General features: G+C 73.1%; 13 protein-coding genes. 7 read left to right on the top strand and 6 right to left on the bottom strand.

What is annotated here, in order from left to right:
- Window positions 1–431: 431 nt before the first annotated feature.
- Complete coding sequence (locus tag K1J57_RS22025) at window positions 432–3,536, top strand: BTAD domain-containing putative transcriptional regulator (protein WP_255647222.1); 3,105 nt, start codon at window positions 432–434, stop codon at window positions 3,534–3,536.
- Window positions 3,537–4,176: 640 nt separating this feature from the next.
- Complete coding sequence (locus K1J57_RS22020) at window positions 4,177–6,216, top strand: tetratricopeptide repeat protein (RefSeq protein ID WP_255646494.1); 2,040 nt, start codon at window positions 4,177–4,179, stop codon at window positions 6,214–6,216.
- Window positions 6,217–6,220: 4 nt separating this feature from the next.
- Here the strand turns inward: K1J57_RS22020 and K1J57_RS22015 are convergent, their stop codons facing one another.
- Together K1J57_RS22015 and K1J57_RS22010 are read right to left on the bottom strand one after the other, a co-directional pair.
- Window positions 6,221–7,159: a carbohydrate kinase family protein gene (locus tag K1J57_RS22015; protein WP_220560496.1), complete on the bottom strand. Its 939-nt coding sequence runs from the start codon at window positions 7,157–7,159 to the stop codon at window positions 6,221–6,223.
- Window positions 7,156–8,349: a hypothetical protein gene (locus K1J57_RS22010; protein ID WP_220560494.1), complete on the bottom strand. Its 1,194-nt coding sequence runs from the start codon at window positions 8,347–8,349 to the stop codon at window positions 7,156–7,158. The genes K1J57_RS22015 and K1J57_RS22010 overlap by 4 nt, the downstream gene beginning before the upstream one ends.
- A 475-nt stretch (window positions 8,350–8,824) precedes the next feature.
- On the opposite strand from K1J57_RS22010, the gene K1J57_RS22005 reads away from it, so the two are divergent.
- Window positions 8,825–10,555: a hypothetical protein gene (locus K1J57_RS22005; protein ID WP_220560493.1), complete on the top strand. Its 1,731-nt coding sequence runs from the start codon at window positions 8,825–8,827 to the stop codon at window positions 10,553–10,555.
- 308 nt (window positions 10,556–10,863) lie between these two features.
- Window positions 10,864–11,040, top strand: a complete 177-nt coding sequence (locus K1J57_RS22000) for a hypothetical protein (protein WP_255646493.1) — start codon at window positions 10,864–10,866, stop codon at window positions 11,038–11,040.
- 101 nt (window positions 11,041–11,141) lie between these two features.
- On the opposite strand, the gene K1J57_RS21995 is transcribed toward K1J57_RS22000, so the two are convergent.
- Entirely contained in the window at window positions 11,142–12,545 is a 1,404-nt protein-coding gene (locus K1J57_RS21995) for a GH1 family beta-glucosidase (RefSeq protein ID WP_220560491.1), read from the bottom strand.
- 229 nt (window positions 12,546–12,774) lie between these two features.
- Between K1J57_RS21995 and K1J57_RS21990 the strand changes: the two genes are divergently transcribed.
- Window positions 12,775–14,328 carry a hypothetical protein gene (locus K1J57_RS21990; protein ID WP_220560490.1) on the top strand — a complete coding sequence of 518 codons (1,554 nt, stop codon included), beginning with the start codon at window positions 12,775–12,777 and terminating at the stop codon, window positions 14,326–14,328.
- Window positions 14,329–14,369: 41 nt separating this feature from the next.
- Complete coding sequence (locus tag K1J57_RS21985) at window positions 14,370–15,143, top strand: DUF1266 domain-containing protein (RefSeq protein WP_255646492.1); 774 nt, start codon at window positions 14,370–14,372, stop codon at window positions 15,141–15,143.
- A gap of 21 nt (window positions 15,144–15,164) precedes the next feature.
- Here K1J57_RS21985 and K1J57_RS21980 read toward each other — a convergent pair whose 3' ends face one another.
- From K1J57_RS21980 to K1J57_RS21970, 3 genes are all read right to left on the bottom strand, one after another.
- The gene (locus K1J57_RS21980; RefSeq protein ID WP_255647221.1) at window positions 15,165–16,232 is read right to left on the bottom strand and encodes a magnesium and cobalt transport protein CorA; all 1,068 of its coding nucleotides are present in this window, start codon (window positions 16,230–16,232) and stop codon (window positions 15,165–15,167) included.
- A gap of 185 nt (window positions 16,233–16,417) precedes the next feature.
- Window positions 16,418–17,083, bottom strand: coding sequence for an alpha-ketoglutarate-dependent dioxygenase AlkB (locus K1J57_RS21975; protein ID WP_220560489.1), 666 nt, complete (start codon window positions 17,081–17,083; stop codon window positions 16,418–16,420).
- Window positions 17,084–17,160: 77 nt separating this feature from the next.
- Window positions 17,161–18,963, bottom strand: a complete 1,803-nt coding sequence (locus K1J57_RS21970; RefSeq protein WP_220560488.1) for a hypothetical protein — start codon at window positions 18,961–18,963, stop codon at window positions 17,161–17,163.
- A gap of 287 nt (window positions 18,964–19,250) precedes the next feature.
- Here K1J57_RS21970 and K1J57_RS21965 point away from each other — a divergent pair, with 287 nt between their 5' ends.
- A complete protein-coding gene (locus K1J57_RS21965; protein WP_220560487.1) occupies window positions 19,251–20,153 on the top strand; it encodes a helix-turn-helix domain-containing protein in 903 nt (300 codons plus the stop codon).
- Window positions 20,154–20,199 lie beyond the last annotated feature (46 nt).

Raw genomic sequence — 20,199 nt, 5'->3', positions numbered from 1 at the left:
CCCGGGGTCGGGTGAGCGCCCCGGATCCGGGTGGGCACCCCGGGCGCCACCCGCTGGAGCAGTGCCCACGGCTCCTATCGAAGGCCACGATCACAATGAACCAGAATTCCAAAAAGAACGCCCTCGATATCGAAACCCACGAAGAACGGACCACACGATTGCACCCAGAAAAGAAATAACAGCAACCCGAACCGCCCCGCATAAGAAGACCACAGCCCCCGCAACAACAGCTTCAACAACCACACCAGCCCACACTCGGGACAATGCACGTGCAAACGCTCATTCCATAATTGACACGGACCAAGAACGCGAGAGCAGCGCTTTTTCGGCGACCGAGGTTATGCAACCATGGAACCGGAGGTGTTTCTCACAGTAGGGATCGTGTCGTGGAACTTCGCGTACTCGGCGACATCCGCCTGCATGCCAACGGCATGCCCGTCCCCCTGGGCTCCGGGCGAGAACGCGAACTACTGGTGCACCTGGCCCTCGCCGGGAATACCTCGCTCGCCCTACCCGAGTTGGCCCAGCGGTTATGGGATTCCCCTTCCTCGACATTCCGCAGCACCCTGCACACCTACATCACACGTCTGCGTCGCAGACTGGAGGAATCCGGCGTCGACCGGGGGCTGCTGTCCCACAACGAGGGCGGTTATCTGCTCCGTTTACCCGCGGGAAGTCTGGATTGGCAGCGCCTCCTCCTGGCGAGGTCCCGGGCCTCGGCATTCAAACAGGCCGGGGACCACGCGTCCGCCCGCTCCGCCTTGGAGGAGGCCGTCCGCTTGAGGCGGGGTACTCCCCTGGCCGGTTTGTCCGGCAGGTGGATGGCCCGGATGCGGCTGTCGATGGAACGCGCTTATCAGGAGACCCTCGGAGAGTGGGCGTCGCTGGCGCTGGACCTGGGCGATGCCGCTCCGGTGGTCCGCGTCCTGGATGACGCCCTCGTCCACTACCCGCTGAACGAGGTGCTCCACCTCCATGCGCTGCGGGGGTTACGCGAGCTGGGACGGACCGCGGACGCGCTGGTCCTCTACCAGCAGCTCAAGGAACGCTTGACGGAGGAACTCGGCGTCGACCCCTCCAGGGAGCTACAGCAGGAGTTCCGAACCCTCCTCCGACACACCGCCGCACCGCCGGCCGACAAGGACCCGACACCCCTCCGGGACGGCCCCCTCGCACCTTCGGCACCGGACAACCTCGGCCGTGACCTGACCCTGTTCCGCCACAGAGAGGCCGAGCAGCTTCTGCTGAACACGAGCCTGCGCGAACAGTCCCCGTCCTCTCCGCGGACCTGGGTGATCAGCGGGATGGCGGGGATCGGCAAGAGCGCACTGGCCATCAGGGTCGCCCACCAGGTCAAGGGCGACTACCCCGATGCCCGGTTGTATCTGGACCTGCGGGGCAATCACGAACGGCTGGAGCCGCTCACCCCGGGTGAGGCCGTCACGGAGCTGCTACAGCTGCTGCGCATACCGGCCTCCCGGATTCCGGAGTCCTTCACGGGCCAGGTGGCCCTGTGGAGGGAGCACACCCGGTCCAGAAGGGTCCTCTTGGTGCTGGACGACGCCGCCGGCGCCGAACAGGTCTCCGGGCTGCTCCCTTCAGGTGAGAAATGCGCGACGATGATCACCAGCAGGTTCCAGCTCCCCGAACTCGACGAGGCCGACCACCTCCCGCTGGGGCTGCCCTCGGTGGACGAATGCGCGGACATGTTCAGCACGGCCAGCGGCCGTGTGATCGAACACCCCGACGAGAGGGCGCTGTTGGAGGAGTTGGTCGCCCGCTGCGACAGGCTCCCGCTCGTTCTGCGGCTGATGGCCACCATGTTGCGGCTGCACCCCTCCTGGTCCCTCGACGGACTGCTCGCCCGGTTCCCGTCCTCGGAGCGGTCGGGAGTGGGGGCGTTCCGATTCGGTCACATGGATCTGAGCCGGGTGTTCGACCTGGCACTCCGGGCCGTGGACCCGCCGGCGCGGGAGGCGTTCTCGCGCCTCGGGCTGCATCCGACGCGGGACATAGGGGCGCCGGTCGCGGTCGCCCTGATCGGCGGTGGCGCGCAGCAGGCGCACCGGGCCCTGGACGCGCTGGTCGGAGCCTGTCTCTTGGAGGAGCACGAACCGGGCAGGTACCGGTTCCACACGCTGCTGAAGAACCACGCCTTCCACCGTGCCCACGAAACGCTGTCCGCCGAGGAGCTGCGTCGGACACACGACAGGATGCACGACACCTACCTCTCCCTGTGCCGGGCCGCCGACGAGGTGCTCCACCCCCACCGCCCCGGGCACGGCCTCCGCGGTCCCGCTCCGCAGGCGGCGAAGCAGGATCCCGTTCTCGCCCAAAGGTGGATGCGCACCGAACTGCCCCGGGTTCTCACGGTTATCCGGGAGGCGTACGAGCGGGGGCAGGAGGGGGTGGCGGCGGAGTTGTCGCACGCCGTGGCCGAGTACCTGGATCTCCACGGCCCCTGGCAGCCGGCCCTCCTGCTGCACGAACGGGCTGTGGCGTACGTGCGGGAGCACGGGAACGCAAGGGAAGCGGCGAGGGCCCACTACGACCTGGCCCGCGCCCTGTGGCGCTGCGGGGAACTCGACAGGGCCCATGAGCACGCCCGCGCCGCCGACGGCCTGTGGGCCCGGATGGACGAGCCCCTGGGGCGGGTGTGGTGCGTCGCGCTCCAGGGGCTGTTCCACTACGTCTCCGGGGACTACGACCGGAGCCGCTCCTTCCTGGAAAGGGCCCTGGAGGACTTCAAAGCACACGGGAACAGGGCCGGAATCCTCTTCGCCCTGCGGCACCGGGGCCTGTGCCACTTCACCGTGAGTTCCTTCCACGAGGCGGTGGCGGATTTCAGCGACGCGATCTCGGTACTGGAACGGTCTCCCGATCCGCGATCGCTTTCCGGGATACAGGTCAACCTCGCCGGCGCCTTCCAGCAACTGGGTTACCACCGCCAGGCATGGAGCCTCTGCGAAGCCGCACTCGCGTCGGCCCAAGAGAACGGCGACGACCGCCAAGAGGCCATCGTGTGGGCGAATATGGGGGAACTGGCACTTCACCGCCAGCGCCCCGCCCGGGCCGTCGAATGCCTCTCCCGGGCGCTGGACCTCATGGAGCGCTTCCCCGACCCGTGGGCGGCTCCGATGGTGCTGTCCAATACGGGGGCGGCCTATGCCATGAACGGGGAACCCGGCCAGGCGCGCGTCTATTTCCGCCGCAGCCTGGAGATGCGCGGCTCGGCTCCCCCCGCCGCGGTCTTCGACGCCTGCCTCGGGCTGGCGCTCATCGAGCTGGAGGCCGACGCCCCCCGGGCCGCGGTGGAACTCCTCGAGGACGGGCTCGCCGTCGCGTCCCGGTACGGTCTGCGGCGGGAGAGCGCGAAGGCCCATCACCTGCTGGGACAGCAGCTCCACATCCTGGGCCGGAGCCGGCAGGGCCGGACCCACCTGGAGGCCGCCGCGTCCCTGTACGATGAACTCGCGGCGCCAGAAGCCTCACTAATCCAGCTATTACTGGATACGACGGCTCCGCCCGAATCGTGACCCTCGGGACCTTTGAAACAGGCCCACCCCCAGGGTGGAAGTCTGTACGATGCCACCGAGTCACACGCAGAGCACGCCGATAAGCGGCAAACACCCTCTTCAGAGCAGTGAAACGGGACGCCCTGGACTGCAGATCCTTGAGGCGCCCCGTTCTCATTGCGCTGACCGACCAGGCCCCTGCAACTACCAAGGATTCAGGGCCTAGCTAGGAGAACAATGAAGTACCCAAGAGTAGCCGAAGCGGCTGCTTTTTTCACCCTCGCCTTCGGCTGGGTGATCTATCTGGGCACCCACATACCGGAGCAGGGGGCGATCCTCTAACAGCCATTGCGGATTGACCATCAGGCCCATCGCTGATCGCGATGGGCCTTTTGGTTAGCCACTGCGAAGTCGCACTCCACAGCCTTTCTGCAAGAGTACCAGAACGTGCAGATGCACGTGCACGGACATTTTCGTGTTCTCATGGAAGTCCTCGCACGATCGACAGGTCCGGATACGACTCCGACGAAGGAGATCGAACCCCTGCTCGGTACCGCAACGAAGATCCGTGTGTCATGGGAGTAACGTGGACACCCCTCCCCACCACCGTCCCCCTTCCGAGAACCGCGTCCAAGGCCATATCAGCGGGACCTCCATCCAGGTGGGCACGCTCCGAGGCGACGTGCACCTGACGGGCGAACGCCGGCGGCCCCCGCCCCGCCAACTGCCCACACCGCCCGCGACCTTCGTGCGCAGGTCCGAGTCGACCGCGATGGTCTCCGACGCGCTCGCCCGTGCCCGTACGCATCGGAGGAACGGCCTGATCGTGCTCACCGGCGTGGCCGGAGTCGGCAAGACGGCTCTGGCCACCCGCTTCCTGCACGACCACGCGGAACTGAGCGCGGACGGGGCCCTTTTCGTCGACCTGCGCGGATTCTCCGAAGGGAGGGTCACCGATCCCTACGAGGCGCTGGAAGTCCTCCTGGTCTCCCTGGGCGTGGAGCCCGGAACGGTGCCGGCGGACCTGGCCGCGCGCGCCGCCATGTGGCGCTCGGTCACCGACCGGACGCGCATCGCCCTGCTCCTGGACGACGCCTTCTCCGCCGCGCAGGTCCGCTCCCTGCTACCCGGGGGAGAGAAGAGCACGGTGATCGTCACTTCGAGGATCCACCTCGCAGGGTTGCGGATCGACGGAGCCGAGATCATCACGGTCCCCCCGCTGGACTCCGCCCAGGGCGTCGAACTCCTCACCAGGTTGAGCGGTCGGCCCCCGGCCACCAGCCAGGAGGAAGCGGCGATCGGCCACATCGTGGACCTGTGCGCGGGGCTCCCGGTGGCCGTGTGCACCGTGGCGATAGGCGAGAGCGCCCATCGTTGGCGGTCGTGGAACCGGGTCGAACGCAGGCTCCGAGACACCTCCGCACGCCTGGGGAGGCTCGCGGACACGGGTGAGCGGATCGGTTTGGAGGTATCGGTGCGCGGGGCGTTCGATCTCTCCTACAGGAACCTCGACCCCGCTCAGGCCCGGTTGTACCGGCGGCTGTCCTGGCACCCCGGCCCAGACCTCACCTCACAGATCGCCTCGTACGTGACCGGTGATCCGATCTCCGCCTGCGAGGGCCTGTTGGAGGACCTCGCACACCACCATCTGCTGACGGAGTATCGGGACGGCCGTTACGGCTTCCATGACCTGTTGCAACTGCACGCCCGCGAAAAAGCCGCTGAGGAGGAGACCCCCCGCGCCTTCTCCGAAGGCGTCGGCCGGCTCCTGGAGATGTTCGGTGACCTGTCCGTGGCCGCGGACGCCCTGTTGCGTCCGTACGCCGTGGCTCCCCCGGCACTGGAGGAGGCGCCGTTCTCCACGCCGGCCGAGGCCACCGAGTGGTTGCACGACGAGCGACGGAATCTGGCGGCCCTGGCCGAGCTCGCCCTCATCCGCGAACACCCCCGCCAGGCCCTGCGGCTGGTCGAAGGGTTGTGGTCGCTGTTCCTGCACCATGGGCAGGCGTCCCTGTACCTGCGAGCGGTCACCCCGGCGATCACCGGTGCGCGTGAACTCGGAGAGACGCGGGCGCTGGGACGGCTGCTGAACAAGCGCGCGCTGGTGTACGGCCACCTGGGCCGTGTGGACGACGCCATGGCCGACCTGACGGACGCCGAACAGATCTGGACCGCGGCCGGGGACCTGGAGCGCGTCGCCCAGACCCGGCAGCGCCGGGGCATCCTCGCCTTCCGGAACCGGCGGTTCGATGAGGCGCTCGTGCACCTTCAAGATGCGCTGGAGGTGGACGAGCAGACCGGGATCGAGCACAACAAGGCGATCACCTTGATGATGTTGGGCCGTGCCCATCTGGCCGCCGGCTCGCCTGTCCAGGCCCAGACGCATCTGGAGCGCGCGCTGCCGCTCCTGACCGGCGACCCCTACAATGCCGCGCGTGTGCGGATCGCCCTGGGGTCGGTGCTGGTGGCCCGGTCGATGCCGGGCCGGGCTCGCCGCGAGACCGAGGCGGCGTTGGAGGTGATGCGTGCGCGGGGTTCCTCTTCGGGCGAGGGCAAGGCGTGGGAGGTCCTGGGTGAGGTCGCCGAGTACGAAGGCGACCTCACCCGGGCCCGGTCGGCTTACGAGCGGGCATCGGCCCTTCTGGTGACCGGCGACCCCGCCCGCAAGCGTGTGGAGCAGCGGCTGGAAGGGCTGGGATAGGGGTTCACCACCGGTCCACGGTCATGTGGACGGGATGAGTACGGGCCAGCTCCCGGAGCTGGTCCCGGTCGAGGCGGCCGTGGTTGGGGAACAGGTCCCCGATGAGCCAGCTCGCATGCAGGACGGCGTCGTGCAGGGCCTGGGCCGGGTTTCCGGCGGCCACCCAGCCGTGCAGGAAGGACCCGAACAGGGCGTCTCCGGCACCGATGGTGTTGGCCAGGGGCCGCGGCGGCCGGGTGCGGGCGGTCACCAGCAGACCCTCGCGTGTGCCGACCATGGCTCCCCGGTCACCGCACCCGACCCCGGCCACCACACATCCGGGATAGGTGTCGAAGACGTGCCGGATCCATGCCCGGGGCGGGCACGGCAGCCGTTCGTGGGAGCAGAAGACCACGTCGGCGCTGTGCAGCCAGGGTTCCTGTTCGGGGTGGTCGATGTCGGCGACGACGTGGACGTCGACCGCGATCGGGACCCCCGCCCGGTGGGCGTGGGCGATGAGGGGCCGGGTGAACCCGATGGTGGTCAGTACGGCCAGGTCCGCGCCCTGGACCAGATCGGTGAAGACCGAGGTGGGGTAGAGGGCGTCGGCGAGGTCGTTGAGATAGGTGGCGGAGCGCCTGCTCCCGTTCCCGTCGACCAGGCACAGGGCCAGTGCGGAGGACGGGGTGGGGACGCATCCCGGTCCGTGGAGCCCCTCCTGTTCCAGTCCGGCGCGGATGGCCCGGCCGGGCGGGTCCTGGCCGATGAGGGTGCACAGGTCCACCCGGGTGCCCAGGCGGTTCAGGGTCAGGGCCAGGTTGGCGCCCACACCGCTGACGCCGGTCGTCATGGCGGTGGTGTGCTCGCGCCGGTCGTCGGTTCCGGAGGCGGCGGTCGTGGTGACGGTGGCGGCCGTGCACAGGTTCGCGACGCCGGCCACCACGATGCGCGGCGGGCTGCTCATGACCGCTCCCCGTGAAGTCCGGCGGCGGGCGGACCGAAGGCGTCCTGGGCGATGGGATCGGGAAGGTGCAGCAGTTCGTACAGGAGGTCGCGGGCGCGGTCGGCGAATCCCAGGGGGTGGGAGGTGACCCGGGCGGCCAGACGGGCCACCGTGCGCTGCTCCGCCTCGGAGGGCCCTCCTTCCAGGAGCAGGCCCAGGGACGGGCCCTGGCCCGACGCCACGGGCAGGCTTCGCAGGGCCTCGCCCATGGGCGAGGCGGGGTCGATGTCGGCCGCTCCGCTGCGGGTGACGAACACGGGGCGGCCGAGCAGGGTCGCGTAGAGCGTGGTGGACCCGTGGTCGCCGACCACGGCGTCGGCCGCCGCCAGGACGTTCACCCACTCCGGGGAGGCCGGTCCGAGGATCAGGCCGGCCCGGGTGAGCGGACGCAGCCACTCCTCGACCTGCCAGGCCCCGTGGGCGGCGCGCACGTTCGGGTGGGCCAGGAGGGCCACCCGGCAGGTGCCTTCCCGGGCCTGGGCCACCAGGTGGGCCAGGATCCGGCGGTCGGCTCCGAGCAGGGAGGCGGGTCCCCAGGTGGAAGCGGCCACCACGAGCCTCTGGTCACGTCCTATCCCCAGAGCGGCCCTGTGCAGGTCGCGGTGTTCGGCGGCCGAGAGCAAGCGGTCGGCGACCGCGTCCCCCACCACCCGTGCCGCCCCTGCGGCCTCCGGGCATTCCGAGGCCAGACGCGCTTCCTCGTCCTGGTGTGCGAGCGCGACGCGCGCCGGGATCAGGCGCCCCTCCCGGAGCAGGTTCTCCCGCGCCAGCCCGTAGGTCTGCCGGGGGCCGGCGGAGTGCCGGCCGGGGCGTGCGGGGATGAGCTTGTTGAACCCGACCCCGTGGGCGAAGAGCACCAGCGGGGCGTGCACCATGTCCAGGTCACGGCTGGGGCTGGCCGCCAGCGCCGCGTCGAAGCGGGTGCGCACGGCCTGCTCCCACGGCACCACCGCCGGGCCGACCTCCTCCAGCCAGGTACGCACGCCCGCGCCGAACACGGAGTGGGGTGCGATGGTGAAGACGACCTGCACGCGGGGGTCCGAGGCCAGCAGCTTCACGGGGTCCATCAGCCTCTGGGTGTCGGCGACGGTGTGCGCGATCGCCAGAACCCTGCGCTGGGCCCGCCAGGTCGTCCATCGGTCCGGTTCCATACCGATCGGGGTGTGAACCCATGTGTCCACCCGGATCTCCCTTCTTCCGCCCACCCGGTGTGGTGGGTCCCCCGAAGGATGCGGAGGAGGGTCGGACAGGTACCGGGCACACCGCTGGACAGGGCCTGGACAACATCCTGGACACCCGGCCACGACCAGGGAAGGCCCGTGTCCCGACGCGCACGGCAGGCCCTGCCCGCGCGAGGAGGCTCCGGAGATCGCGCTTCTGAGCGCGCCGGAACGACCTCGGCGGGAGCTCCCGGCCGAGGAGGCGATCGGGCGTCGGGCACTGGTCGCGGCGTCCTCTGTTCCCGTGGGGTCACCGGTTCGGCCGGGCCGGCGAGGGCCGGCCGCCGGGGCCGAAAACGCCTGCGGGGTGGGACTTTCGGGACATAGGGGGCGGGTATCGGCGTTCGCCGGGTGGACCCGCACCGGTTTCCCTAGGCTCGCTCGGAAAGATCCCCGAGGAGCCCCGATGCCCACTCCCCCGGTCCGCCCCCTCCCCCGCGACCCGTACCGCAACCTCGTCCTCCTGGCGCTGCTCACGCTGTCCGGCCGCCCGCCCGCGCACGAGCTGCTGCCGAGCGCGCACCGGCTGGTGTCCCGGGCGCTGCCGTGGGGGCGGCGCAACCCCCGGGCGCGGGAGTACCCGCGGGTGCGGCTGCGGGTACTGCGGCGGGCGCTGCGCGGCAGGCGGCCGCGGCGGGGCGCGGCCGGGCTGCGGGTGTCGCCCGTGGAGGGGATCACCCCCTTCGAGCGGGCGCTGGAGCCCCTGGACGGGCTGGACCCGGCGGCGCGCGCCGGGTACGCGCTGCTGCGGGTGGAGGCGCTGGCGCCGGAGGAGGCCGCGGCCCTGCTGCGGCGGGCCGGGGCCGCCGACCCCGAGGGGGCGCTGGACCGGGCGGCGGCGGTCGCCGACGGGTTCCGCCCGCCCGACCCCACCGTGGTGCGGGTCAGCGGGCGCGGGGCGCCGCCCGCCCGCGGTGCCCTGGCGGCGGCCGGGGCCGGGCTGCTCGTCCTGGCGCTGGCGGCCCTGGCCCTGACGACGCAGGCGCGGCCCGGGCCCCCGGGGCCGGCGGCCGCACCGGTGGAGGCGGCCGTCCTCACCGACGGGGACGCCTGGCGGGAGAGCTTCCGGCTGGACCTGACCGCGTGGCCCGCCCGGGGCGACGCCGTCGGCGACGAGGGTCTGGCCGACGCCGCCCTGGCCGCCTGGACCGACCACGACGGGCGGGCGCCGCGCGATCCGCGCCTGGTCTTCGCCGGCCGGGTGGACGGCCGCGACGTGGTGCTGCTGCACGACGCCCCCCGGACGGCCCGCTACACCCGGGACGGGGACGCCGAGGATGTGGAGGTGTTCGCCGAGCCCGCGAACGGCGTGGCCAACTGGCCCGCCGTGCGCCTGTCCGAGACCGCCGAGGGCGTGCGCTACCTGCTGCCGCCGTGGGTCACCGAGGCGGCGTCGGCGTCCCTGGGCTCCGCGGAGGAGGGCTGGGCCGAGGTGCCGCGGGATGAGCACGGGGTGACCGGCCCGCTGCCCGCGGACGGGCACTGCGGCACCGGCCCGGTGCTGCGGCTGCGCGCCCCCGAGGTGGCGCACGGCCAGCCGTACACGGTGGTGGACCTGGGCGGGCCGGCCACCGCCCACCTGGGGTACATGCCGCCGCCGCCCGCCGAGATCCGCCGCCTGGGCCCGCACGAGGTCCTGGACGCCGAGCACGGGTTCGACCTGTGGGGCGAGGTCGCCTGCGCGGGCGGTCCGCCGCGCGGACCGGTGGTCACGGCGACGGCCTGGGAGTTCGCCGTGCAGGACCTGCCCGGCGGAGGCTCCGGCCGGTGGGTGTGCCTGCGCTACGGCACCCACGACGGTGGCGGCCTGGCCCGTGCGGTGCTGGTGGCGACCACCGACGAGGGCACCGCGGCGGTGGTCGCCGGGGAGAGCGCGGGCGGCTGGGCGTGCAGCAACCTGGACCGGCAGGTGGTGGCGGGCACCTGGTGGGAGGCCCCCGACGGCCGGTGGCACTACCTGGCGGCGGCCTCGCGCGAGGCCGCCTCCGTGCGGGTGTCGGGCGGGGCCGAGGGCGACGGCGAGGGCCCCGTGCTGGCGGTGGCCGGCCCCCGCCTCGGCGACGGCCCGCCCGCGGCGCCGGTGGAGGTGAGCGCGGTCGACGTGCGCGGCGGCGCCATGACCCCGATCACGGGCTGACCCGGCACCGGACCGACGGCCGCACGGCCCGGGCGGCGCGGACGCGGGCGTCCGGCCGCAGCCGCCCGCGCTCCGGCGGCCCCGGCACCGCAAAGCCCGACCACTGGCCGCTTCCGGACAAGGAGGAGAATCCGGACAGGGCGTGTACGCCCGGTGCTCGGGTGGTATCACTGGGGTTGTCGGCCCGTCCGGACGGGAACCGCGTCGCCGTGCGCCCGCCCGCGACGGCCCCGGGCCGTAGTGAGGGTTGAACGATGTCGATCTGGTCTCGCGGCGACCGCAGGGGAAGAGTCGAGGAGGCTCTCCTCATGCTGAAGGGGCAGGGGATCATCGACGGCCTGGAGATCCTCTCCAACGGGGAGGACAAGCCCTACCGGGTGCTGCTGCCCGCCGGGCTGGTCCACATGGACGAGGACGAGGCGTCGATGTTCGCCCTGGGCGCCGTCGTGGGCGCGTTCGGCGACATCGCCCGCCGCCGGGCCTGAACCCCGCGCCCGGCGGACGCCCGCCCGTCCCGTGTGGAAGCGCCGCCCCCGTGCCGTGGGCCGGGGCGCCCTCCCACTCGGGCGCGGGCGACGGCGGGACCTCAGTCCCCGGCCCCGGCGCGGCGGGCGCGGTGGTCGGCGATGAGCCCGCGGTACCAGTGGTAGCTGTCCTTGGGGTGGCGGGTCAGCTTCTCGTAGTCCACCCGCACCAGCCCGAAGCGGCGCTCGTAGCCGTAGGCCCACTCGAAGTTGTCGAGCAGGGACCACACGAAGTAGCCGCGCACGTCCACGCCCGCCTCGACGGCCGCCGCCAGGGCGGTGAGGTGGTCGTTCAGGTAGGCGATGCGGTCGGTGTCGCGGACCCGGCCGGAGGCGTCGGGGAGGTCCTCCTCGGCGGAGCCGTTCTCGGTGATGTAGACCGGCGGCAGGCCGGGGTAGCGCCGGTCCAGGTCGACGAGCATCTCGGTGAAGGTCTCCGGCACCACGGGCCAGCCCATGGTGGTGTGCCGGACGTCCTCGTAGGCGACCTGTTCGGTGCCGATGTCGACGGCGGTGCGGGCGGCCGGGTCGGGTTCGGTGTGCGGGGCGTCGCGGAGCTTGATGGGCCGGTAGTAGTTGACGCCGAGGAAGTCCAGCTCCTGCCCGATGACGGCGAGGTCGCCGTCGCGGCGCAGGGAGTCGTCGACGAGGTCCCCCCACACCTCCCTCTCGTTGTCGGGGTAGGCGCCGGCGAAGAGGGGGTCGAGCCAGACCCGGTTGTGCAGCGTGCGCGCGCGTTCGACGGCGGCCAGGTCCGCCGCCGAACCGGTGGCGGGGACGAGGTGGTCGGGGTTGAGGGTGATGCCGACCTCCCCGGCGCCGGCCGCGCGCAGCTCGCCGACGGCCAGGCCGTGGGCCAGCAGCAGGTGGTGGGCGGCGGCCAGGGCGGGGGTGCCCTCGCGGGTGCCGGGCGCGTGGCGGCCGACGGCGTGGCCGACGAAGGCGGTGCAGAAGGGTTCGTTGAGGGTGATCCACCGGGAGACCCGGTCCCCCAGGCGGTCGGCGACGATGCGGGCGTACTCGGCGAACCGGTGCGCGGTGTCGCGGACGCGCCAGCCGCCGGCGTCCTCCAGCGCCTGGGGCAGGTCCCAGTGGTAGAGGGTGAGCGCGGGTTCGACCCCGGCGGCCAGGACGGTGTCGACGAGCCGGTCGTAGAAGTCCAGTCCCTCGGCGTTGGGGCGGCCCGCTCCGGTGGGCTGGACGCGCGGCCAGGCGACGGAGAAGCGGTACAGGTCCACGCCCAGGGCGGCCAGGAGGGCGACGTCCTCCTCGTAGCGGTGGTAGTGGTCGCAGGCGACGTCACCGGTCTCGCCGCGGGCGACCCGGCCGGGGGTGCGGCAGTAGGTGTCCCAGATGGAGGGCCCGCGGCCGCCCTCGTTCGCCCCGCCCTCGATCTGGTAGGCGGCGGTGGCGGTACCGAAGAGCAGGTGCGGGGGCAGGGCGGGATACGGGGCGGGGTGGTCCATCGGCGGCCTTCCAGGTATGAGAGCGCTCCCATGCTAGGCCGGGTGATTAGTATTACCAATCCCTTTTCCGTACCGGTCCCGTCACCCTCGGCCACAGTCCCCGCCGGTCCGGCCCTCCCGGGTCACCGAACGCTCACATTCTCCGCGGAGGCGGAACCCCCGGGCCGCCGCGCACATCCCATGCCATGGCGTGCACGTGCCCGGACCCCTGGAGAGAGAAGCAACGGGAATGGACTGGATCGACTACTCGCAGAACCGGCGCCTCAGGGAGCTGCAGGAGGACGTCAGCTCGGCCCACTCGATGCTGTACTCCGAACGCAAGAGGATGCGTTCGGAGCTGTCGAGCCTGCGCGGCGGCCTCGAACAGAGGCTGGACCGGGTCTCGGCCACCCTGGACGCCTTCATCGAGCTCAGCGACATCCGCGCCACCCTGGCCGTGTTCTCCCCGCACGCGCTGGCCCGGCACCGCGTCCTGGCCATGCTCGACGGGTCGGTCCCCGCCGTCCTGGAGCTGGAGGACGTCCCCGACTACTGGCTCCCGCCCGCCGCGCACGGCCTGCACGCGCTGCTCACCGGCTCCCCCGCCGGAGCGCTCCCGCACTTGGACGAGGCGGCCCGGCGCGACCCGGAGCGGGCCGCCGCCTTCTCGGTCCTGGCCGCCGCCCTCACCCGCGCCGAGTACGCCCGCACCCTGGGCGGCTCCGGCGACCTGCTCCCCCACCTGCCCGCCCCCGACGAGCAGATCAGCCGGGGACGGCGCGCCCTGTGGATCCTCACCGCCGACGGGTCCCTGGGCGAGGAGGCCCGCGAGCAGCTGCTGCTCTCCACCCTGCGGCACTGGTCGGCGCTGGGGGCCGAAGCGCCCGCGCTCGACCTGTCGGCCCCCGCCGCCTCCGGGAGGTCCTCCCGCTCCGGCCGCCGCGGCGGCGGCAGCGCCCCGGACGCGCAGCTGGACGCCCGCGCCGCGGCCGTGGACAGGCTCACCGCGCTGCACGGCGACGTCGCCCGCATCACCGCGCCGGGCGGGGACACCGGCGCGGAGCGGACGGCGCCCGACGAGGGCAGCGCCTCCTTCCTCACCGAGGCGCTGGTCGCCCTGGTGGAGGAGGGCACCCCGGAGGAGGCCCCGCTGATCGCCCGCGCCAACGAGCTGCGCGCGGTCATCGAGAACGGCGACGGCGGGCGCAGGCCCGGCTGGGACGACGGGGTCGGCACCGTCTCCTCCCTGCTGGCAGAGGACCTGCGCGCCTCCGGGGCCACCCCGCACCGCAGCACCTTCGCGCTGGTCCTGCAGCGTCCGGCCGTGACGAGGACCGTGGAGGACCTGCTGCGGCAGGCCTCGGCCCCGCTGCCGGAGTCCACGACCGTCACCGTCCAGGGGGTCCGGGTCGGGGTCACCGAGAACGGGCCCACCACCCCGCAGCTGGACCGGGCCGAACAGCAGCTGGCCCTCCGCTACCGCGCCGAGCAGGGAGGCCGCCTCTACGTGTGGGGGCTCGGGGTGCTGGCCGCGCTCCTGGTGGTCCTGGCGCTGGTGTCCCAGGCCGGGTTCGCCTGGTTCCTGGCCGCGGGGTGCGCGCTGGGCGCCGTCGGCTTCCTCGTCCGCGACCTGCGGGAGGCCCGGTCGGCCGCGGAGGCGCGCGAGGCGCAGCTGCACCGGCTGCGGCGGGAGGCCGACCAGGCCGGGCGGCAGTGGCGTGAACGACTGGACGAGGCCAGGGCGCGGGAGGCCACCGCGCGGAAGCTGGCCGACGAGATCTCGGCCCTGCTCGACCCCCGGTAGACGGCGCTGGGATCCTGGGGCGGAAGAACCGTGAGAGGCGGATGGACATGGGCCTGTTCACCAAGAGGCCGCGGCTGCGCAGCGACCCCCGGGGCGTGTTCCAGGGACCGCTGGCGCACGCCTTCGCGAACGGGGCGCACATGCCCGTGGCCAACGGCGGGGTGTGGAACGCGATCCACTCCGCGTGCTCGTGCTGCGACGCGCGCGACGACCGCGAGAAGCTGCGTTCGGCCTGGGGCATCACCGACCACGCCGGGTGGGAGCGGGCCCTGGTGTCCCTGACCGCCGCGGACCGCGCGCCCACGGCCCTGTCCCTGGTGCTGGAACTGCGCGCCCGGGTCGTGGACTCCCGCCCCGGGGTCCCCTTCGACGCCGGGACGTGGCCCGACCTCGTCGCGTACTGGTGCAGGGAGCGGGGCGCCCCCAGGGAGACCTACGACGAGATGGTGGCCGAGGCCGCCCGGGTGTGGGAGTACGAGGAGCGCATGGTCGCCGACGGGGTGCTGCCCCGGGGCGCGGTGGTGCGCACGGTGCGCGCCTACGACTTCGGGCGGGCCGTCAACCTGGCCCGGTGGGGCGTCAACGCCGGCTACGCCACCGAGGACGCGGCCCTGCCGCACATCGTCCGGGCCGGGGCGATGTCGATGCGCCACCACGGGTCGTGGGAGGAGATGTCGGCCGGGTTCACCCTGGGCCGGGCCATGGGGTTCGACGACGGGGAGTTCGGCGTGTACTACACCGACTCGGTCAAGGCGCACCGGGTGCTGGCCACCGACCCGGAGAGCCCGTGGCGCAACCTGCCCTGGCGGATGTGAGGCGGTCCGCGCGCGGCGGGGTCACAGCCAGCCGTTGCGGCGGAAGACCAGGTACAGGCAGAGGCTGGACAGCCCCATCAGGAGCAGGGCGAGCGGCCAGCTGAACGTCCAGCCGAACCCGGTCGAGGGCGGGATGTTCATGCCGTAGACCGAGGCGATGAGGGTGGGCACCACCAGGATGCCGCCCCAGGAGGACACCTTCTTCATCGCCTCGTTCTGGGCCTGGGCGACGAGCGTGCCGTTGACCGACATGATGTTCTGCAGCAGCTGCGCGAGCGCGTCGACGCGCTCGCGCACCGCGGCCTCGTGGTCGGCGGTGTCACGCAGGTGGCCGTACAGGTGCTCCAGCTCCCCGCGGTCCCCGCGCGGCCGGGGCCCGCCGGGGCCGCGCTGTTCGGCGGGCTCCCGCAGGCGGGCCATGAACTCCTCCAGGACCCGGCCGAGCGGGTCCACCGCGCGCTGGAGGAGGATGACCTCGCGGGCCAGCCGGTAGGTGCGCTGTGAAGTGCCGCGGGCCCCGGAGAACACCTCGTTCTCGAGCTCGTCGACGTCCTCCTGGAGGGCCGCGACGACCGGGGCGTAGGCGTCCACCACGTGGTCCAGGACGGCGTACAGCACCGCCAGGGGCCCGCGGGCGAGCAGGCGGGGCTCCTTCTCCAGGCGCGGGCGCAGGGCGGAGAGGTCCAGCCGGTCGGTGTGGGTGATGGTGATGACGAAGTCCTCTCCGGCGAACACGTGGACCTCGCCGACGCGCACCGCCTCCGCGTCCTCGTCGTACCCGGCCGGCCGCAGCACCGCGAAGAGGACGTCGCGGTACAGCTCGGCCTTGGGCCGCTGGTGGGCGACGACGGCGTCCTCCAGGGCCAGCGGGGGCAGCCGGAAGACCCGGGCCAGTTCCGCGAGCTGGTCCCGGGCGGGGTCGGCCAGGGCGATCCAGGCCATGCGGCCCGTGTGTCCGGACAGGGCCTCCCTGGCCCGGGCCGGGGTGGCGGCGGTGCCGTCGGGGCGGCCGTCCCGGTACAGGCGTATCCACATGCGGCCGGGGGCCGTGGCGCCGGCCGGTTCGGCGCCCGCCCGGCCCAGGGCCAGGGTGCGTTCGGGCGAGGGGAGCCCGCCGCCCGGGTACGCACGGGGTTCGGGGTCGTGGGATCCGGGTCCGCCCGTGTTCACGCGGGTGTCCTCTCGTCGTCGGTGGCGCCGCCGTGCACGATCCTGGCCGCCCGCGGGCCGCGGGGCGCCCCGACACGCCCGTGGCGGCACGGGTCCGCGGGGGCTCAGGGGGCGGGGTCGGCCGCCAGGCCGGAGGCGCGCAGGGTGATGTTGAGGCGCCCCGTCAGGCCCAGGGCGGGCGGGGCGGTGCCGGGCCGGGTACGGGGCACCCCGTGGTAGGCCAGGCGGGAGGGGCCGCCGAACACGAACAGGTCGCCGCTGCGCAGTTCCACGTCGGTGTAGGGGCGGGTGCGGGTCTCGGTGTTGCCGAACCGGAAGACGCAGGTGTCGCCCAGGCTGAGGGAGACCACCGGTTCCAGGGCCGCCTCGTCGCGGTCCTGGTGCATGCCCATGCGGGCGTCGGCGTCGTAGAAGTTGACCAGGGCGACGTCGTAGGGCGGGGTCCCGGGCGCGGGTGGGGCGCCGTAGGCGGCCTCCACCGCGCGGGCCGCCAGCGCGCCCAGTTCCGCGGGGAAGGGCCGCACCGGGGTGCCGTCGGGCAGGGTGCGCTCGTAGGTGTAGGGCCTCCAGAACCAGCCCAGTGAGGTCATGGCCACCGACATGCGGCCGCCGCGCGGCATGGTGTGGCGGAGCATCCCGGCGGGCCCGGCCGCCCACTCCCGGCAGCGTTCGACCAGGGCGGCCTGCCGCTCCGGCGGCAGCCACCCCGGCAGGTGGACGGCCCCCGGGGCGATCTCCGCCGGGGGCCCGGTGAACAGGGTGTCGCTCATGCCCCCATCGTGCCCGCCGGGAACGACGGACGCGCCCCCGCCGCGGGGCGGGGGCGCGTCCGGGGGCCGGGGCCGGGTCAGCGGCGCATCAGGTCGCGGATGTTGACCACGAGCAGCAGCACCACGATGAGCACCACCGGGACCGTGATGGCGATGCGCCAGTTGACGACGAACGCCGCGATGACGCCCACCACCAGGCCGACCACCACCGCCAGGACCGCCAGTCCGGTGAGGTACTGGAGGAACTTGCGGCGGGCGATCGAGTCGACCGCGGCGAAGGCGACGACCACGCCGATCATCGCGTAGAAGGTGAACTGCCCCTCCAGGAGGAACAGCGGCAGCGCGAGCGCGATCAGCAGCAGCGGGGTGCTCAGGGCCACCCACAGGTGCAGGAAGCGGGTGGTGCGCTGCTGCCCCGAGGAGTAGGGCAGGTGCGGGGCCTTGAGGTGCTCGGTCGGCCGCGGCACCAGGGGCGTCTCGGAGGCCAGGGCGCGCAGGTGGCTGTCGCGCTCGTCGGCGGTGAGGACGCGCTTCTCGTAGACGCCCGCCAGCTCCTTCTCCAGCGCGGCGATCTCCTCGGCGTAGGCGCGGGCGCGGGGCCGGGTGTTGGCCTCGCGGGCCAGGACCATGCGCGCGGAGTCGAGCTGGCGCAGGCGGTCGCGGCGCTTGACGATGTCGGCGTCGAACTCGCGGATGCGCTCCTCCAGGGAGAGGACGTGCGAGCGCAGCTCGGCGCGGGCGGCGGCCTCGGTGGGGGCGACCTTCTGGAGACCCACCCAGGCCAGCGGGTCGGCCCAGGAGCGGCGGATGGTGCCGTCGCGTTCGTAGCGGGGGCCGCTGGGGGCGCGCTCACCGTCGAAGAAGTCGCGGGTGTCGCGGCCCCACAGGCCGCGGAACCCCTTGAGCCAGGGGGTGTCGTCGTCGATGACGACGGCGTTCCACTGCCGGGCGCCGCCCGGGCCCAGGCGTTCGCCGTCGCCGCGGGCGTAGTCGACGAAGGGGACGCCGATGCCGTGGCGGTTGATGGCGCTGTCGGCCCGGAAGATGCGGTGGGTGATCCACTTCCAGGCGTTGAGCAGGCCGCGCAGGACGGAGGGGTCGACCTGGATGAGGTAGTCGCCCGGGAGCATCTGGTGGGAGTGCGAGCCCGCGCCGACGTAGATGACGGGGTGGTCGCCGTCGCGGTGCAGGTCCGGGTCGTCCCAGCTGCGGCGCAGGTCGTCGCCGTGGTACTCGTGCGAGGAGGCGCCGACCCAGATCGGGCGGGTGGTGCCGTCGGGGTTCTCCACGACGTAGACGGTCACGCGCTCCCAGTCGGCCTCGTGGTCGTTGACGCCGCCGTAGATGGTCCGCCAGTCGTTCATCGCGTAGAAGAACCAGTACTGGAGGATGATGTAGCCGCCCTCGCGGGTGACCCGGCCGTAGTAGGTGGCGTTGCCGTCGTCCACCCGCTCCCGGTAGCGGGTCACCGCCGCGAAGGTGAGGCCGCCCGGGACCGCGCCGCGGATCAGCAGGGAGAGCTTCATCAGGATGTCGAGGATGCGGCCCAGGACGCCGACGGCGGCCAGGCGGCCGCTCTTGGGGATGACCGTGCGCGAGCTGCCCCGGAAGCGGCGGGCCTCCTCGCGCAGGGTCTCCTCCTGGACGAAGCGCAGGTGCTTGTGGCGTCCGGGCCACTCCTCCTCGGCGGTGGCCAGGCGGTCGAGGTCGAGCTCCCCGACGGGGACGATGACGCGCTCGCGGCCCCCGGGCTCCTCGATCCACAGACTGCAGTTGCGTACGTAGGCGTCCACATCGGTGGGGAAGAAGAGTTCTCCCTCGGTGCACATGAGCACGGGTTCGTGGGCGCGCAGGAGTTCGAGATCAGTTTTCGCGGGCATCGTCGCGCCAGATTAGTGCATGTGGCGGGGCCGTCCGTCCCCTCCGCCCCGAGCCGGTCGAAGGCCCCGGACGGCGCCGCGCGGTGGTCTTCCCAGCTCGTGGGGACGCGGGGGGACGGCGCCCCCTCCCGGGGGCGCCGCGGGCCCCGGCGGGCACGCCTGGTGTGTCACGGATCACGGCAGCGCGCCGGGGGCGCGGGCGGCCCCGGGAGGCCGTCGCGAGGGTGGGTGGAACGCACCCACCCTCGGCCCGCCCGCACGGCCGGGGTCCGTCCTAGCCTGGGTCCATGGGCACCGACGAAACGACCGGCGCGGAACCCCGGGCCACCCTGGAAGGCTTCCTGCGGGCACGGCGGGACCGGGTCCGGCCCGAGGACGTCGGGCTGCCGGGCTCCGGGCGCCGCCGGGTGCCGGGGCTGCGCCGGGAGGAGGTCGCGATCCTGGCGGGGGTCAGCACCGACTACTACATGCGGCTCGAACAGGGGCGGGAGCGCAACCCCTCGCCCCAGGTGCTGGACGCCCTGGCCCGGGCCCTGCTGCTGGACGGGGAGGCGACCGACCACCTGCACCGGCTGGCACTGGCCGGCGGCCGGCGGAGCCGGGGCGCGGCCCGCCCGGAGCGGGTGAACCCGCACCTGCTCCGGCTCCTGGACCGCTGGAGCGACACCCCGGCCTTCGTCCTGGGCGGGACGCTGGACGTGGTGGCCCGCAACCGCCTGGCCGCGGCCCTGCACGCGGACTTCACGGTCACGGACAACCTGGCGCGCATGACCTTCCTGGACCCGGCGGCCCGCGGGTTCCACCGCGACTGGGACCGGTCCGCCGCGGCGGTCGTGGCGGAACTGCACAAGGCGGCGGGGGCGCGCGCGGACGACCCCCGGCTCAGCGCGCTCGTCGGGGAGCTCTCCCTCAGGAGCACGGACTTCCGGACGCTGTGGGCCCGCCACGACGTCCGGGGCAAGAGCGGGGGCGCCAAGCGGCTCCACCACAGCGCGGTCGGGCCGCTGGACCTGCACTACGAGAGCTTCACGGTCAACAACGCCGACGGGCACGGGCAGCAGCTGGTCGTCTACCAGGCCGAACCGGGCAGCCCGTCCGAGGAGGCGCTCGCCCTGCTCGGCTCCCTGCACACCCTGTACCCGGAGAACGGTCCGGAGGCGGGCGCGGGGACGCGCACCGGGCGGGCCTGAGGGTCCCCGTCCCGGGCTCCGGGAGGGGTGCCGCGCAGTGCCTGGG

This window comes from Nocardiopsis sp. MT53 (genome assembly GCF_019598965.1).
In the GTDB taxonomy this organism is placed as follows: domain Bacteria; phylum Actinomycetota; class Actinomycetes; order Streptosporangiales; family Streptosporangiaceae; genus Nocardiopsis; species Nocardiopsis changdeensis.
Note: the sequence above shows the minus strand (reverse complement) of the source record. Positions and strands in the feature narration are given on the sequence as shown.